Annotated in this window: 14 protein-coding genes; 5 read left to right on the plus strand and 9 right to left on the minus strand. The window is 57.4% G+C overall.

Annotated features, from left to right (window positions below; genetic code table 11):
- Positions 1-2,736: efflux RND transporter permease subunit (locus tag M0974_RS29590; RefSeq protein ID WP_297845398.1), on the plus strand; the 2,736-nt coding region annotated here is incomplete at its 5' end.
- Positions 2,737-4,206 carry an efflux transporter outer membrane subunit gene (locus M0974_RS29595; protein WP_297845400.1) on the plus strand — a complete coding sequence of 490 codons (1,470 nt, stop codon included), beginning with the start codon at positions 2,737-2,739 and terminating at the stop codon, positions 4,204-4,206.
- Positions 4,207-4,337: 131 nt separating this feature from the next.
- Here M0974_RS29595 and M0974_RS29600 read toward each other — a convergent pair whose 3' ends face one another.
- Positions 4,338-5,582 (minus strand): M20 family metallo-hydrolase, encoded by a 1,245-nt coding sequence (locus M0974_RS29600; RefSeq protein WP_297845402.1) that lies wholly within the window; start codon positions 5,580-5,582, stop codon positions 4,338-4,340.
- Complete coding sequence (locus M0974_RS29605; protein ID WP_297845404.1) at positions 5,579-6,070, minus strand: L-2-amino-thiazoline-4-carboxylic acid hydrolase; 492 nt, start codon at positions 6,068-6,070, stop codon at positions 5,579-5,581. The genes M0974_RS29600 and M0974_RS29605 overlap by 4 nt, the downstream gene beginning before the upstream one ends.
- 151 nt (positions 6,071-6,221) lie before the next feature.
- Here M0974_RS29605 and M0974_RS29610 point away from each other — a divergent pair, with 151 nt between their 5' ends.
- Entirely contained in the window at positions 6,222-7,115 is an 894-nt protein-coding gene (locus M0974_RS29610) for a LysR substrate-binding domain-containing protein (protein WP_297845405.1), read from the plus strand.
- Between the two features lie 181 nt (positions 7,116-7,296).
- On the opposite strand, the gene M0974_RS29615 is transcribed toward M0974_RS29610, so the two are convergent.
- From M0974_RS29615 to puuE, 7 genes are all read right to left on the minus strand, one after another.
- A complete protein-coding gene (locus M0974_RS29615) occupies positions 7,297-8,097 on the minus strand; it encodes an outer membrane protein OmpK (RefSeq protein WP_297845407.1) in 801 nt (266 codons plus the stop codon).
- 150 nt (positions 8,098-8,247) lie between these two features.
- Entirely contained in the window at positions 8,248-9,603 is a 1,356-nt protein-coding gene (locus M0974_RS29620; protein ID WP_297845408.1) for a nucleobase:cation symporter-2 family protein, read from the minus strand.
- A 121-nt stretch (positions 9,604-9,724) separates the two neighbouring features.
- A complete protein-coding gene (locus M0974_RS29625) occupies positions 9,725-11,029 on the minus strand; it encodes a urate hydroxylase PuuD (RefSeq protein ID WP_297845410.1) in 1,305 nt (434 codons plus the stop codon).
- 45 nt (positions 11,030-11,074) lie between these two features.
- Positions 11,075-11,575 carry an ureidoglycolate lyase gene (locus M0974_RS29630; RefSeq protein ID WP_297845419.1) on the minus strand — a complete coding sequence of 167 codons (501 nt, stop codon included), beginning with the start codon at positions 11,573-11,575 and terminating at the stop codon, positions 11,075-11,077.
- A gap of 131 nt (positions 11,576-11,706) precedes the next feature.
- Entirely contained in the window at positions 11,707-12,702 is a 996-nt protein-coding gene (alc, locus tag M0974_RS29635) for an allantoicase (protein WP_297845411.1), read from the minus strand.
- A gap of 44 nt (positions 12,703-12,746) precedes the next feature.
- Positions 12,747-13,262, minus strand: a complete 516-nt coding sequence (gene uraD / locus M0974_RS29640) for a 2-oxo-4-hydroxy-4-carboxy-5-ureidoimidazoline decarboxylase (RefSeq protein WP_297845413.1) — start codon at positions 13,260-13,262, stop codon at positions 12,747-12,749.
- Entirely contained in the window at positions 13,259-14,191 is a 933-nt protein-coding gene (gene puuE, locus M0974_RS29645; RefSeq protein WP_297845414.1) for an allantoinase PuuE, read from the minus strand. The genes uraD and puuE overlap by 4 nt, the downstream gene beginning before the upstream one ends.
- Positions 14,192-14,563: 372 nt before the next feature.
- Here puuE and uraH point away from each other — a divergent pair, with 372 nt between their 5' ends.
- Entirely contained in the window at positions 14,564-14,917 is a 354-nt protein-coding gene (gene uraH, locus M0974_RS29650) for a hydroxyisourate hydrolase (protein WP_297845416.1), read from the plus strand.
- A gap of 169 nt (positions 14,918-15,086) precedes the next feature.
- Positions 15,087-15,900: DUF6543 domain-containing protein (locus tag M0974_RS29655; protein WP_297845417.1), on the plus strand; the 814-nt coding region annotated here is incomplete at its 3' end.

Raw genomic sequence — 15,900 nt, forward strand, 5'->3', positions numbered from 1 at the left:
AACCCGGCCGATGCGCCGATTCTGATCATCAGTCTGACGTCCGACTCCGCCACTCCGGGGCAAATGTACGACGCGGCTTCTACCTTGCTGGAGCAAAAGCTGCTGCAAACCCCCGGCGTCGGCGACGTCACAGTGGGCGGCGGCGCGCTGCCGGCAGTGCGCATCGAACTGAACCCGGATCGCCTCAATCACTACGGCGTCAGCCTTGAGCAGGTCCGCGGGGTGATTGCCGCCTCCAACGCCAATCTGCCGAAAGGGGCGGTGGCAGTGGGCAATCAATCGTTTGGCGTCAACGCCAACGACATGCTCTATAACATGCACGATTACGAGCCGTTGGTGGTCAAGCAAAGCAACGGCGATCTGGTGCACATCGCCGACCTCGGTTATGTGCGCGAAGACGTCGAAGACCTTCGCAACTTCGGCCTGTCCAATGGTCAGCCAGCGGTACTGCTGGTGGTGTTCAAGCAGCCAGGCGCTAACGTGATCGAAGCGGTGGATGCGGTCAAAGCCGCGCTGCCGTTTCTGCAAAGCTCGATTCCGGCGACCATCAAAATTAACGTGCTGATGGACCGCACCACGACCATCCGTGCGTCATTGCACGATGTCGAAGTGTCGTTGCTGGCGTCGATTTTGCTGGTCACCTTGGTCACGTTTGCGTTCTTCCGTGACTGGCGCAGCACCTTGATCCCGGCCGTGGTAGTGCCGCTGTCATTGTTGGGCACCTTTGGTGCGATGTACTTCCTGGGTTACAGCCTGAACAATTTGTCGTTGATGGCGCTGACCATCTCCACTGGTTTTGTGGTCGACGACGCTATCGTCGTAGTCGAGAACATCATGCGCCATCTGGAGAGAGGCGAAACCCGTATACAGGCCGCGTTGTCCGGGGCGCGGGAAGTCGGCTTCACCGTGCTGACCATCAGTGTCTCGCTGGTGGCGGTATTTATTCCGCTGTTGCTGATGGGGGGTATCGTCGGACGCTTGTTCCGTGAGTTTTCAATTTCGCTGTCCATCGCTATCGTGATCTCGATGCTGGTCTCGCTGACCGTCACCCCCATGCTGGCCAGCGTGTTGCTGCGCGCGCCAGCCGAAGGCCACAACGACAGCGAGTACCCCGACTCCTGGTTTCACCGCTTCTACGACCGGACCCTGGGTTGGGTAATCGAACACTCGTTGCTCATGGGTGTGATCACGGTCCTGGTGATTATTCTGGCTGGCGTGCTGTACGTACTGGTGCCCAAGGGCTTTTTTCCCCAGGAGGATACCGGACGTCTTCAGGGCAGCATTGTCGCGCCGCAAAGCATCTCGTACGGGGCGATGCAAAAAGCCTTTACCGAGATCAACGAAAAAGTTACCCACAACCCGAACGTCGCCACCGTGGGTGGCTTTGTCGGCGGCGGTGGCGGCGGAGGTGGGGCGATAAACAGCGCGCAACTGTTTGTCACCCTCAAGCCGCTGAGCGAGCGCAAGGACGGCGCGGATCAAGTCATCGGGCAGATTCGCCACACTCTGGGCGCCATGCCAGGCACCCGTCTGTATTTACAGTCGGCGCAAGACATCACGGTCGGTGGCCGCCAGAGCGGCGCGCAGTACCAGTACACGCTGACCGCTGACGACCAGGAAACCCTGGACCTTTGGGTGCCCAAAGTGGTGGCGGCGCTGCACACCTTGCCGCAACTGACAGACCTCAATACCGATCAGCAAGACAACAGCTTATTGGCCAACCTGAAGATAAACCGCGATGCGGCGTCTCGGCTTGGTGTGAGTATGTCTGAGGTGGACCAAACGCTTTACGACGCCTTCGGTCAACGCCAGGTGTCTACCATTTACCGCGCAGCCAATCAGTACCACGTGGTGATGGAAGTTGCGCCGCCGTACTGGGATACCCCTGATGCGCTGAAATCTATTTATGTGCCGGTTGGCACGGTCGCCGCCAGTAAAGGTAAGGGCACAAGTCCGGTGCCGGTGTTCTCAGCAACCGCTGCGCCGCAACTGGTGCCGTTGTCGGCGATAGCCACGTACAGTTCGGAGCGCACGGCGATTTCCATCAGCCATCAAGGCACGTTCCCGGCGGTAACCGCGTCGTTCAACCTCGCGCCGGGGGTCTCCATTGGTCAAGCCACGGCGCTGGTGGACAACGCCGTGGAACAGTTGCGCATGCCGGCCAGTGTTGTCGGCCAGTTTGCGGGCACCGCTCAGGTGTTTCAAAGTTCAGTGGCCAGCGAGCCGTTACTGATCGTCGCAGCACTGCTTTGTGTATACATCGTGCTGGGGATTCTCTACGAGAACGCCATGCACCCGCTGACCATTCTGTCGACCTTGCCCTCAGCCGGGGTCGGCGCGTTGATCGCTTTATTGCTGACCGGAACCGAGCTGTCGATCATTGCGCTGGTGGGGGTGATTATGTTGATCGGGATCGTCAAGAAAAACGCGATCATGATGGTCGACTTCGCGATCACCGACAGAATAGAGCACGGCAGGAGCGCCCAAGAAGCAATTCGTCGCGCCTGCCTGATTCGTTTCAGACCGATCATGATGACCACCATGGCGGCCATTCTCGGGGCATTGCCGTTGGTATTGGGCAGCGGCTATGGCTCGGAGCTGCGGCGACCATTGGGTATTTCAATTATTGGTGGGTTGCTCTTCAGCCAGGTGCTGACGTTGTACACCACTCCGGTCATTTACTTGTGGCTCGACCGGGCGTCCCAACGCTTGGGTCGAGGCACTCAGGAGGCATAAATGTTTGTCTTCAATTGTCGTTTCGCACTGCCGGTGGCCTTGGCTATTAGCCTGACGCTCGGTGGTTGCATGGTCGGACCGGATTACCAGAAGCCTACGATGGAGTTGCCGGTGTCGTTCAAGGAAGGCGCGCAATGGCAGCGCGCTGTGGCCAATCCACAAGGCGCGCTGGACAGCCAGTGGTGGCTGCATTATCAGGACCCGGTCCTCAATGATCTGATCGCGCGTTCGGCCAAGGCCAATCAGTCGATCATTGCTGCTGAGGCTGCTTACAGGCAGGCGCAGGAGCAGGTCGCATCCAGCCGCGCCGGGTTGTGGCCGACGTTGACGGCTGGTTTGTCGGGATCACGGGGCAGTTCCAGCAGTACTAGCAGTGGCTCGACTTCTACTGCATCGAGCACGGGATCAAGCAGCAGTTCTAGCGGTGTTTCGCAGAGCGTCAGCGCCTCATTGACTGCGAGCTGGGAGCCGGATTTGTGGGGTGCGGTGCGCCGTGGAATCGAGTCCAGCAGGGCCTTGGCACAATCCTCGGATGCGCTGTTGGCGGGCGCGCGGTTGTCAATCAGTGCCAGCGTCGCCAGCGATTATTTCGGCCTGCGGCAACTGGACATCGACGTCCGGCTGTTGCAGCAGCAGCAAAATATCAATCAGCGTTTGCTGGACATGATTCAGGCCGATTACGTGCAAGGCACTGCGTCCAATGATCAATTGCTGGTTGCGCAGGATCAACTGACCACGGTGGTCGCGGCCTTGCAGACTTCGCAGCGCTCGCGGGAGCAGTTCGAGCACGCACTGGCGGTATTGGTCGGTTCTGCGCCGGCTGATTTTGGAATTGCGCCGCTGGCGGACTTCAGTTTTGTGCTGCCTGAGGCGCCACTGGTTGTGCCGTCGAGTTTGTTACAGCGCCGCCCGGATATAGTGTCGGCTGAACGTACGGCGGCGTCCGCGAATGCGCGGATTGGATTGGCGGAAGCGGCGTTTTATCCCAATGTCGACTTGAGCGCCGAAGTCGGTTACCGCAGCAGTGCGTTGGGAGGATTGTTCTCAGTGCCCAACCGAATCTGGACCCTCGGCCCGGCGCTGGCCGAAACGTTGTTTGACGGGGGCGCACGGCAAGCCGCAGTGAACATTGCGCAAGCCAACTACGACCAAGTCGCGGCTAACTATAAAGGCACGGTACTCAGTGCCTTGCAGAACGTCGAAGACAACCTTTCTGCGATTAATCATCTGCAGCAGCAAGCCACGGCGTATCAGCAGATCTACCAACGCAACCAACAACTGTTCGGCAGCCAGCAAGCGCAAGAGCGGGCGGGCGTTGTCAGCCAACAGGCGGTTTTGACCCAGCAAGTGCTGCTGTTGCAAGCCGAGCAGAGTTTGCGTGATACCCAAGGGTTGCTCAGCCAAAGCGGCGTGGCGCTGGTGCAAAGCTTGGGCGGCGGATGGCAGGAGTCGGTTTCAAATCCGGGGTAATCAGATCTTCTATGTGGGACCGAATTCATTCGGGAAGCGGGCGGCGCAGTTTGTCTGATACACCGCGCTGTGGCTCTTCCCGAATGAATTCGGTCCCACAGAAATCTCGGTCTTTGCAAGGTACTGCAACGTTATTGACTTACCTCATTCGCCTTGGCCAGCATCGCCAATAGCAGCACATTTGCCCCGGCTTCCGCCCAGTGTGGGTGAATGTGTTCGGCTTCGTTGTGGCTCAGCCCGTCCACGCACGGGACGAAGATCATGGCGGTCGGCGCTACGCGGTTGAGGTAGCAGGCATCGTGCCCAGCGCCGGAAATAATAGGCCGCTGGGTGTAACCCAACTCAGTGGCGGCCTTGCTGACCTGTTCGATGCAGTCGGCATCAAACTCAATGGGTGCGTACTGGAAAATCTGTTCCACCTGATGTGCCAGACCGATCTCATCGGCGATCAATGCGACTTCTGCGCGCAGCCTCAGGTCCAGTTCAACCAGCACCGCCTCGTCCGGGTGTCGAAACTCGACGCTGAAAAATACCCGACCTGGCACCACGTTGCGTGAGTTTGGAAAGATGTTAGCCATGCCCACCGTCGCACGACCCTCGGCGCCTTGCTCCAACCCCAGCGAGTGCACCGCTTCGACAATGCGCGCAAAACCCAGCAGGGCATCCAGTCGGTGATTCATGGGGGTGGTGCCGGCATGAGCGCTACGGCCGGTCAATTCGACTTCGTACCAGCGTTGACCTTGAGCGCCGGTCACCACGCCGATCGTAACGTGCTCGGCTTCAAGAATCGGGCCTTGCTCGATATGCAGTTCAAAGGCGGCATGGATTGATTGACCGCCCATGGGCTCAGTGCCGGCATAGCCGATTTGTACTAGCGCCTGACCCAGCGTGATGCCCGCTGAGTCAGTGCGCGACAAACCGTACTCAAGGTCGAACACCCCGGCGTAGACCCCGGAAGCAATCATCGCCGGTGCAAAGCGCGAGCCTTCTTCGTTGGTCCAGTTGACCACCTCAATCGGCCGCTCGGTCTGGATATGATGATCGTTCAATGAGCGCAGTACTTCGATGCCCGCCAGCACGCCGTAGATGCCATCGAATTTGCCGCCGGTTGGCTGGGAGTCGCCATGGGAGCCAGTAATGACTGGCGCTAATGCGTCATTGCGCCCAGCACGACGGGCGAAGATATTACCCATGGCATCCACACGTACGCTGCAACCGGCTTCTGTGGCCCAGCGCACAAACAGATTGCGGCCGATGCGGTCTTCTTCGCTCAACGCCAGGCGACAAACGCCACCCTTGGGGATCGCGCCGACCTCGGCCATCTCCATCAGCGAATCCCACAGGCGAGTGCCGTTGACCCAAGGCTGATCGCTCATGCCTTGTGCTCCTGATTCTTCACTCGATAGCGGAAATCACAGTGCGAAGCTCCGCCCATAAGGGTTTGCGTGCGGACCAGTTCGACCCTCGGGTCGTAGCCGACGATGAACAGTTCGTCGCGATTGCACGACAACAGGTGTCCGATCTCACCCAAACCCATCTCGTGGTACATCTCGGCGTAGCGGCAACGTTTGACGTCATAGTCGAATTGCGTGGCGTCACTGGCGATGATTTCGACCTTCAGCGCATCATCCTTTTCCCATAGCTCTTGAAGCGCCACGAAGCCTGACAAGCTTGGGCCCTCGGGCTCCCGCGCAGCGAACTGTTGCCCGGCTTCAACTGCGGCCTGTGATACCGCTTCACCGATCACCGCAGCGGCTTTTTCCTGGCCGTAATCACGTACCAGAATCGCGTAGATAGGCTTGATTATTTCGGCTTCAATGCGCCGTCTGGCGAGAATGCCCATTTCGCCGTCGTAAATGCTCATCGTTGTGCCTCGGTCGATAAAATTCTGATAGGGCACAGTAAGTATTTATTCTGTTTTTATCAAATATCAGAAACGTCTATTCATAGCTCTCCTGTGTTCATTGTTGATATGGCCTATTTAATGAGATTAAGTTTAGGTTTAAACTCAATACATGAAAAATATAGAACAGATGGACAATGATCCGCCGTTACGTGCAGTGCGTACGTTTGAAGCATTTTCCCGCCATGGGGGAGTCAATGCTGCCGCCCGTGAACTGGATGTGTCGCCTTCTGCGGTAAGCCATCAATTAAAGTTGCTGGAGACGTTTCTCCGGCAACCGCTGACCGCCAGGCAGGGGCGAAATCTGATACTGACGGACGAAGGTCGAGAGTATTACCGTGCCATTCGCTCCGCTTTCGCGGTGCTGCGCAGTGCCACCGACCATGTTCGCGAAAAGTCGGTCATGCGCCAGGTCACTATCAGCCTGATTCCGATGTTCGGGATTAATCTATTCATTCCGCGGCTGGCGGAGTTTCTGCAAGAGAATCCAGGGCTCGACATCAATGTCACGTATGCCAACCACCGCAGTTACCCCAGTGATGCAGCGGACATCTCGATTCGCTTCGGCACCGGACACTGGCCGGGCTATTTCAGCGAGCCGTTGATATCGGGCGCTGTGGGCGCTTATTGCAGCCGGGCGTTTGCCGAGCAGCATGGGCCGATTGCGACACCGGCCGCCTTGAGCGAATTACCGTTACTGCACGACGAAGAACGCGGCACGTGGGCGCAATGGTTCGCCGCCGCCGACGTCAAACACCCGACCGCGCTGAATGGATTGCTGTTTGAAGATGGCCAATTAGCGCTTATCGCCACACTGAACAGTTTGGGCTGCTCGCTGCTACGCGAATCATTAGTGGCGGCCTATCTGGCCAGCGGGGAGTTGGTCAAATTGTTTGATTTGACCGTGGACGATGGCCGCGCGTACTACTTGTGTCGACGCACAGACAGTGAGCTTTCCCGAGAGGGGCTTAATTTGTACAGCTGGGTCAAGCGCAGTTTGGTGTAGGGGAGGGATCGCCGGTGTGAATTCTGTGGGACCGAACTTGTTCGGGAAACAGACGACGCGGAGTATCAGACAGACCGTGCCATCCGCTTCCCGAACAAGTTCGGTCCCACCGAAACTCGGCATGACACCGGATTTTGGACAATCCACAACCTGTGGGCTTGCCTGTGAATGGATCTCGGAATCAGAACATCACTTTAACCAACAAACTCGCGGTGTTCTGATTGGTGTCGAAATCCTTAGTGTTTTCGATCCCGTATTTATTGCTCCAGTAGTCGTATTCAATACCGACGTACAACTGCTTCTCGCCCATGCTCATGGCCTTGCCCAGGTCATATTTGATCTGTGGGTTGAAGTGCAGGTTGGCGTGGTAGGTGCCTCGGGCATTTTTGTCGTTGTCGACTACCCAGTCCATGTACCCGTCGATCAAGATGTCCGACCCGCGCACCGGGATGGTGTAGGACCATACTGGCGTGATCTGCCAGACGTTGTTCCCGGGGCGTGTGCCGTCAGGATGACGCTGGAAGAAGTTCAGCTGGAAGTAGTCGAAGCCGGGGATCGCCAGATCGAACCCTGGGCCAATCAAGTAGGACTCGACGTTGCCTTTACCAAACTCGTAAGTCATCGCCAGCAACACGTCTTTGATCGGGCCGAACTCGAATTTCTGCCCGGAAATCTTGCCCAGCGACAGGCGCGGCGTGAACTCGCCATACAGGCCGAAATGGCCGACTTGGCTGTCGGGTTTGCCGTTGTAAAACGTGTTGTCGACAAACAAAAAGTTGTCGCCGTACTTCCAGCCGTCAGCGTGCTCGAAGGTGAACGTCTGTTGGGTTTCAGGATTGACGGCGTAGTTCTGACCCCATAAATACGTCAGGCTGTTGCTCTGCCATTGCACAAGGTCTCCGGCCAAGGCTTGGCCCATAGCTAAGGCGCTTGCGGCCGTGATCAGACTGCTGGCAATCAGGCGAGAAAAAATACAGGACATGCGGGTGCTCCCAAGGTTTGAGTTTCTAGTTTTTTTATTGGAGGGCTGTTGTCGGTATGGCTTTTTTTGGGCGTGGCTTCGCCATGGCCGATGGACATGGAATTGTCTATCGGCCGTTGGCGGTTTTTGGGTGGTTAAAGCGTGTGGTGATCAGTGCAGATGCGCGCGCTGGTTCATGGCTTCGCGTTCAGCGCCGCCGAGCACGTTGAACAACAAGTTCAACAACACCGCGCTGAGCGTCGCGAGGGCGATGCCGCTGTGGGTGATAGGGCCCATCCATAGCGGCAGATGGGCGAAGAAATCCGGACGTACCACGGGGATCAACCCCATACCGATGCTGACGGCCACCAGTAGCTGGTTGCGCCGGTCGGCGATGTCAGCCTCCTGAAGAATCTTGATGCCTGTCGCTGCGACCATGCCGAACATGGCAATGGCTGCGCCGCCGAGCACTGCTGGCGGAATCGACGCCACCAAAAACGCTGCTTTCGGCAGTAGGCTCAAGCTGATCAGAAAACCACCTGCCATCACCGTGACGTAACGGCAACGCACCCCCGTCATCTGCACCAGGCCAATGTTCTGGGCGAACGAAGAGTGAGTAAACGTGTTGAGGAAACCGGCAAGAAACGAGGCTGCCGCATCGCACATCAAGCCGCGTCGAAGCATGCTGGGGGTAACTTCACGATCAGTGATTTTGCCTAGCGCGAGGAACATTCCGGTGGATTCGACAAATATAATCACCACCACCAGGCACATGGAAAGGATCGGCGCGAGGTGAAATTCTGGCATGCCGAAATGCAGCGGCGTAACCACCCGGACCCAGGGCGCCTGAGCCAGACCGTTGAGGTCGACCATGCCGATCAAGCCCGACAACACATAACCCAGGCCCATGCCAATCAGCACGGAAATATTGACCCAGAAGCCACGCATGAAGCGGTTGATCAACAGAATGGTCGCCAGCACCAAAGCTGCGACAGCGAGGTAGACAGGCTCGCCGAAACTGACCGCTTTACTGCCGCCGCCGGCCCAGTTCACGGCTACCGGAAACAACGACAGGCCAATAGAGGTGATGACGGTGCCGGTCACCAATGGCGGAAAGAAGCGCACGATTTTCGACATGAACGGCGCGATCAGCATCCCGAAAAAGCCGGCAGCAATGGTCGCGCCGAAAATTCCGGTCAAGCCGACGCCCGGCATTCCGGCCATTGCTACCATACTGCCCACGGCAGCAAAACTGGCGCCCATCATGATCGGCATGCGGATGCCCAATGGCCCGATGCCCAGCGATTGCACCACGGTGGCGATGCCAGCGACCAGCAGGTCGGCGTTGATCAAAAAAGCGATTTCTTCACGGGACAAGCCAGCAGCCTGGCCAATGATCAGCGGCACCGCAACGGCACCGCCGTACATTAATAGAACGTGTTGCAGGCCCACCAGAATCATTTGCAGCAGTGGCAAAGGCTGTCGTGGCGGCGCGGCGGGGATGCGCGCGTGAGTTGACTCGGACATGCAACACCTCAATTATTTTTATTTTGGGAGTGGCTGGAATCGGGGCCTAGCTAAAAGCGACAAGCGACAAGAAACCACGATCCGCACGCGCTCTTCTTGCAGCTTGAAGCTTGCAACTGTTTTAGTTCGTCCTCGCCCCCTGATCGATCCAGGCGCCGATCAGGTCGCGTTCCTGTTGGGTCATTTGCGTGATATTGCCCAGCGGCATGATTTGCGAAACCACGGCCTGGGCCTGGATGCGCGGAGCCATTTGCTGGATCTGTTGCGCGGTGTCGAACATCACCCCGGCTGGCGCTGCACTGAACAGCGGGCTGGTCGGGTTGGCTGAGTGGCACACGGCGCAGCGTTCTTTGATCACGCTGTGCACTTGGTTGAAATCCGGACCTGCTGCTTGCGTCACTTTAGGCGCGGCAGGAGCGGCCGGTTCTACTGGCGCTGCGGCTGGATCAGCTCTATGCCCACCCAACGCAGTTTCTGGCAGCGGCTGGTATTCGATTTTCGCAGGGCCCGCCACTTCAGGTGTTTTCGACACTTGCGCGGGACCCGTGACGTAAGCAAGGCAAATCATCCCCAGCGCTGCGACTGGCAGGGTCCAGGCATATTTGTGGCTGTTATGGCGGGTATTGAAATAGTGACGCACCAACACCGCAAGCACCGCGATTCCGGCCAGGATCAACCAGTTGTACTGGCTGCCATACGTGCTCGGAAAGTGGTTGCTGATCATGATGAACAGCACGGGCAGGGTGAAGTAGTTGTTGTGCCGCGAACGCAGTAAGCCTTTGGCCGGCAGGCTTGGGTCCGGCGTGCGGTTTTCGGCGATGGCCGCGACCAATGCCCGCTGTGCCGGCATGATGATGCGGAACACGTTGCCGACCATGATCGTGCCGATAATGGCGCCGACATGCAGGTACGCGCCGCGGCCGCTGAAGATTTTGCTGAAACCAAATGCAGCCGCAATCAGCGCGATGAACAGAACCAGGCCGAGCAGGGCAGGGCGTTTGCCCAATGCTGAGTCGCACAGCACGTCATAGATGAACCAACCGGCAATCAGCGAACCGATACCAATGGCCACGCCTTCCGCACCGGACAAGCCACTGCCGGGCGCCAGTAAATACAGGGTCGGGTTGGCGTAGAACACCACGCACAGCAGCGCTACCCCAGACATCCAGGTGAAATAGGCTTCCCATTTGAACCAGTGCAGGTTGTCCGGCATGGTCGGTGGCGCGAGTTTGTATTTCTCCAGGTGGTAAATACCGCCACCGTGAATCGCCCACAAGTCGCCCGACAGACCGTCACGCGGATTAACCCGGTTCAGGTTGTTTTCCAGCCAAACAAAATAGAACGAGGCGCCGATCCAGGCCACGCCCGTAATCATATGAATCCAGCGTACGCTGAGATTCAGCCATTCCATCATATGTGCTTGCATGGTGCATACCTCTGCCAACCACCACTACGGGTGTTCAGGCCTTTCTTATTGGTGGGCGAGGATCAATTTCTGATCCTCCTCGAAAAAATGCTCGTCGCAGTTATTGCCTGTTCCACTGCGATCAACCACCAGGAAGTCATCCCGCTTTTCGATCGTCAGCACCGGGTGGTGCCAAACGCCGCGATGGTAATTAATGCCCTGCCTGCCATTACTGACAAAGGCGCGGACCAACTCTGATTCAGGTGCATCGCCAAGTGGCGCGACCACGATCAGAAAGGGGTTGCCGAGCAGCGGTATGAACGCCTGACTGCCCAGCGGATGGCGCTCCAACATGCACACAGTCAACGGCATCGACAGCGCTTCGGCGCGGAAGATACTGATGATCGCTTTATCGTCTGGTGTGGCGGTTTCCACTTCTGCCAGCCGATGAAAACGCATGGTCGAACCGTTATTGATCATGAAGTGATCGCTGCCATCGGTTTCTATAACGTCACCAAATGGGGCGAAAGCTTCTTTGCTCAGGGGTTCGATCACTAATGTGCGCATGATGGTTCTCTCAAAATCACTAAATTTCTGTACCCCTGTGGGAGCGAGTTCATTCGCGAAGGTAACAACGCGGTGTATCAGAGAAACCGCGTTGCCCATTTCCCGAATGAATTCGGTCCCACAGAGTTGCGTTACTTCGCTACTTTACCCAACACGCGCAAGCGACTCACGCCGCCATCCGGAAATACGTTCAGACGAATATGGGTGATCGGGCCCAACGCTTTGATCTGCTCGGCGAAGCTGTGCTCGGCGTGCATTTCCAGTTTCTGCGCTGGCAACAGTTCACGCCAGAACAGGCTCTGGGTTTCAATCTGGCTGTCGGTGCCGCCTTTGACGAACGCGCCCTGAATTGAGCAGGTGTCCGGGTAGTTGCCCTTGAAGTGCAGTGTGTCGACCACGACGTGTTCGACCACGCCCGCATGACCCAATGCGACGATGACCCAATCGTTGCCCGGTGTACGACGACGTGCGGTTTCCCAGCCGTCGCCCATGTTCACGCCACGGCCTGGGTTGAGAATGTTGCTCATCCGGCCGAAGTGTTCATCGGAACACGCCAGTGCGCGGCCGCCGTTCAGTGCGGCCGCGAGGTCGATCTGTTCGTTGTCGCCCACGGTTGACCAATCGCGGAATGGCACGCCGTATACCCGCAAGCGCGCGACGCCGCCGTCCGGGTAGATATTGAAACGTAAATGGCTGTACGCCTGATCATTGCTGATGGCGTGGTAGTGATGGCTGTCGCCTTTGAGTTCGACGGCTGGCAGCACTTCAGTCCACTGGGTGTTTTCGTCTGGCTCGCCAGAGGTCAGGAAGCACGCTTCCAGCGAGGCGGATGGCGGATAGTTACCGGTGAAAAACGACGTGTCGATGTCCACACCTTTGATCGAGCCGGCCACGCCGAGACGAATGATCGCGGTGTCGTAACCTTCAAAGCGCTTGCGGCGGGACTCCCAGCCATCCATCCACTTGCCATTGTCGTCGAACACGCCTTCCTTCCACACCGCTGGGGTGGGCTGGAACAGGCGGTTGGCGTCGGCGAACCAGTCATCGGTGACCGAGACGATTGTGGTGCCCAAACGGGCATCGGCCAGGTTGACGAACTTCTCGAACGGTGCGGCGTAAGCTTTCATTGATCTTGTCTGCCTTTTTTAGAATTGGCGTGGGATAGGCGCGGTCAGAGGGCTTGCAATCGGAACATCGCAATCTTGTTGATCTCGGCCAGCGCGCAGGCGAACTCAGTCTCGACCGAGTTATGAATACGCGTTTCGAAGGCGGCGAGGATTTGATGCCGGTCGCTGCCTTTCACCGCCATGATGAAGGGGAACGCGAACTTGGCTTTATAAGCTTCGTTCAGCTCGGTGAAGCGTTGAAACTCTTCGGCCGAGCACTGGTGGATACCGGCGCCAGCTTGCTCATGCGTGCTGGCTTCGGTCAGTTGGCCTTGCACGGCGGCTTTGCCGGCAAGGTCCGGGTGAGCGTTGATCAGCGCCAGTTGCCGGGCATGATCAGCACTCAACAGGATATCGCTCATACGTGAATGCAGGGTTTCGATCTGGCCCAGGTCATAGGCCTGGCCCAGGTCATAGGCCGCCTCGGCGACCCACGGAGAATGCTCGTAGACATCGGCGAAGGCGGCGACAAACTCATCTCGGCTCAGGCTCGATGGTGTCAGGGTTTGGAAGCGACTCATTTCGCCACCGCTGTAGCCTGGAACGGATGTTCAGCGTGCCAATGGCGTGCGATGTCTACCCGACGACTGAACCAGACCTGCTCGTGGCTTTTGGCGTATTCAAGAAAACGCTTAAGCGCGCCCAAGCGGGCCGGGCGTCCGATCAAGCGGCAGTGCAAGCCAATCGAGAGCATTTTTGGTGCCTCGGCCCCTTCGGCGTACAGCACATCGAGAGCGTCCTTGAGGTACTGGAAAAACTGATCGCCGTTGTTGAAGCCTTGGGCTTGGGTAAAGCGCATATCATTGGTGTCGAGGGTGTACGGAATCACCAAATGCGGCTTGCCGGTGGGGTTGTTCGGTTCCCAGTAAGGCAGGTCGTCGTCGTAGGTGTCGGAGTCGTAAAGAAAGCCGCCTTCCTCCATCACCAACCGCCGGGTGTTCGGGCCAGTGCGGCCGGTGTACCAACCTAGCGGTCGCTCGCCAGTAATCTCGGTGAGGATACGGATTGCCTCAAGCATGTGCTCACGCTCTTGGGCTGGGTCCATATATTGGTAGTCGATCCAGCGATAACCGTGGCTGCAGATCTCATGACCGGCCTCAACCATGGCGCGGATCACTTCCGGATGACGCTGCGCGGCCATGGCCACGGCGAATACAGTCAGTGGGATATCGAATTGCTTGAACAGCTTGAGCACCCGCCATACACCCACACGGCTGCCGTATTCGTAGAGCGACTCCATGCTCATGTTGCGCTCGCCCTGCAACGGCTGCGCCGAGACCATTTCCGAGAGGAAAGCTTCCGACTCTTTATCGCCATGTAAAATATTGCGCTCGCCGCCTTCTTCGTAATTCAGTACGAACGACAGCGCGACGCGGGCGTTCCCCGGCCAGTGGGGATGGGGTGGGTTATTGCCGTAACCGATCAGGTCGCGTGGATAGTCAGCACTCACTGCGCTCTTCCTTCTGTGCATGTCATCAATGGCAGTGGTTGCCGGGTCAATCCAGGCTGGCGCCACCGCGATGGATCGATTGTATACAACTTTGTAGCCACTTTGTAAGCCTGTTTTTTCGTATTTTTCAGAATATTCTACCTGCAAGAAACTTGCCCGATCGATCAGGTTATATCTGCAAGATGCCTTTATCGCTTGATTACGGCCCTAAACGGAGACTTTGTTAAAATCACGGTTAGCTCATTCTTAAGCGTGGTTTTTATTGTGTACAATTTATCTGGAAAATGTCTTAATCATCCATCGCCGCACTCATCAGTGCACTGAAGTGGAGCGGCATCGACCTTTCAACATACCGCGCAAGGCAGGCAAGCAATGGGACGACTGACGACGCACGTACTGGACGCCGCACATGGCTGTCCCGGCAGCTCCATTAAAATCGAACTGTACCGGGTTGACGGTGATCGTCTGGAGCACCTCACCAGCGCCGTGACCAACAACGATGGCCGCTGCGATGCGCCACTGTTAGAGGGTGATGACTACCGCACCGGGGTCTATCAACTGCAATTCCACGCCGGCAACTATTACCGTGCCCGAGGCACGGAATTGCCCGCTCAAGCCTTTCTCGACGTAGTCGTCTTAAGGTTTGGAATTGATGCCACGCAAGATCATTACCACGTGCCGTTATTGATTTCGCCCTACAGCTATTCGACGTATCGCGGCAGCTAAACGCGGTCGGCTAACCGGTTTCATTTCCTCTTGCCCGCCCACATTGCGGGCTTTTTTTCGCCCAGCGTTTACCCGTTGGTTTGGCGCAAAACCTCAAGCGGTATCTATGTAGTCATTGCGCCCCGGGCGTTTGGGCACACTCGGAGATCAATCAACTCCGGAGTCAATCATGACTGCAACAGTGCAAACCCCCGCCGATCTTCTGACCACCCACGTCGACGAAATTTCCACCAATGATGCTTTGTTGTATCGGCGAATCGTATCGTTCGGCAGCTTGCCGCCCGCGCCTTTTACTGCGCTGAGCAGTGAGAAAGTCGCGTTGTGTGATCTGCGTATTCAGGGGTGGATTGGAGGAGAGGGCGAGCGCAGCAAACCCTTGGCTCAGTACCGAGAAAGCCATGCTGCCTTGCACGCCTCGGCGCTGGCGATGCAAAGCATTGTCACGATGTTAAGCACCGGTGACACGCAACTGATCAGTGAACAAAAGGCCAAGTTGATCGAGTATCGAGAACAGTCTCTGCTCTGCGAAGCTCAGATTCAGGCCTATGAAGGTTCCATTAACGCCGCCGACCTGACGTTGGTCCAGCAAACGTTGGCCATGCTTGATCCGTCGGAAGGCTCAATTCGTGGGGCTGAACTGTGTCTGGCAACCTCCGAATCGGTTTATGCACTGAACGGAGTGCTGCTATTCACCACGCAACAGGCACTCGATGTAGCGGATAGCGATGAATCAGTGCTGTTGTTTGTGCCGGGTAAAGGCGGCGGCTTGCAGAAGTTCTCATCTTTGCAGACGCTCAAAGACGACGTGATGTTCACCCTGCAATCGGGGCTGGACACGCCGTTCTGGCGGCATATCACAGCCTCGTCGCGGGCTCAATTGATGGCCGCGGCTATCTCTGACTCGCTGAAATTGACCACCCGTGCGACCTCCTTGCCGGCCATGACCTACAGCGTTCACGCGCAGGCTGAAGGCCTGGCCGCTG

This window comes from Pseudomonas sp. (assembly GCF_026224925.1).
Taxonomy (GTDB): domain Bacteria; phylum Pseudomonadota; class Gammaproteobacteria; order Pseudomonadales; family Pseudomonadaceae; genus Aquipseudomonas.

Bases quoted from the DNA above. Each gene is read 5' to 3' on its own strand.
- M0974_RS29630 (WP_297845419.1), bottom strand. From the start codon at position 11,575: ATGCGCACATTAGTGATCGAACCCCTGAGCAAAGAAGCTTTCGCCCCA.
- uraD (WP_297845413.1), bottom strand. From the start codon at position 13,262: ATGAGTCGCTTCCAAACCCTGACACCATCGAGCCTGAGCCGAGATGAG.
- M0974_RS29600 (WP_297845402.1), bottom strand. From the start codon at position 5,582: ATGAGCGATCAGCCTTGGGTCAACGGCACTCGCCTGTGGGATTCGCTG.
- uraH (WP_297845416.1), top strand. From the start codon at position 14,564: ATGGGACGACTGACGACGCACGTACTGGACGCCGCACATGGCTGTCCC.
- M0974_RS29595 (WP_297845400.1), top strand. From the start codon at position 2,737: ATGTTTGTCTTCAATTGTCGTTTCGCACTGCCGGTGGCCTTGGCTATT.
- M0974_RS29625 (WP_297845410.1), bottom strand. From the start codon at position 11,029: ATGCAAGCACATATGATGGAATGGCTGAATCTCAGCGTACGCTGGATT.
- M0974_RS29605 (WP_297845404.1), bottom strand. From the start codon at position 6,070: ATGAGCATTTACGACGGCGAAATGGGCATTCTCGCCAGACGGCGCATT.
- M0974_RS29620 (WP_297845408.1), bottom strand. From the start codon at position 9,603: ATGTCCGAGTCAACTCACGCGCGCATCCCCGCCGCGCCGCCACGACAG.
- alc (WP_297845411.1), bottom strand. From the start codon at position 12,702: ATGAAAGCTTACGCCGCACCGTTCGAGAAGTTCGTCAACCTGGCCGAT.
- M0974_RS29610 (WP_297845405.1), top strand. From the start codon at position 6,222: ATGAAAAATATAGAACAGATGGACAATGATCCGCCGTTACGTGCAGTG.
- M0974_RS29615 (WP_297845407.1), bottom strand. From the start codon at position 8,097: ATGTCCTGTATTTTTTCTCGCCTGATTGCCAGCAGTCTGATCACGGCC.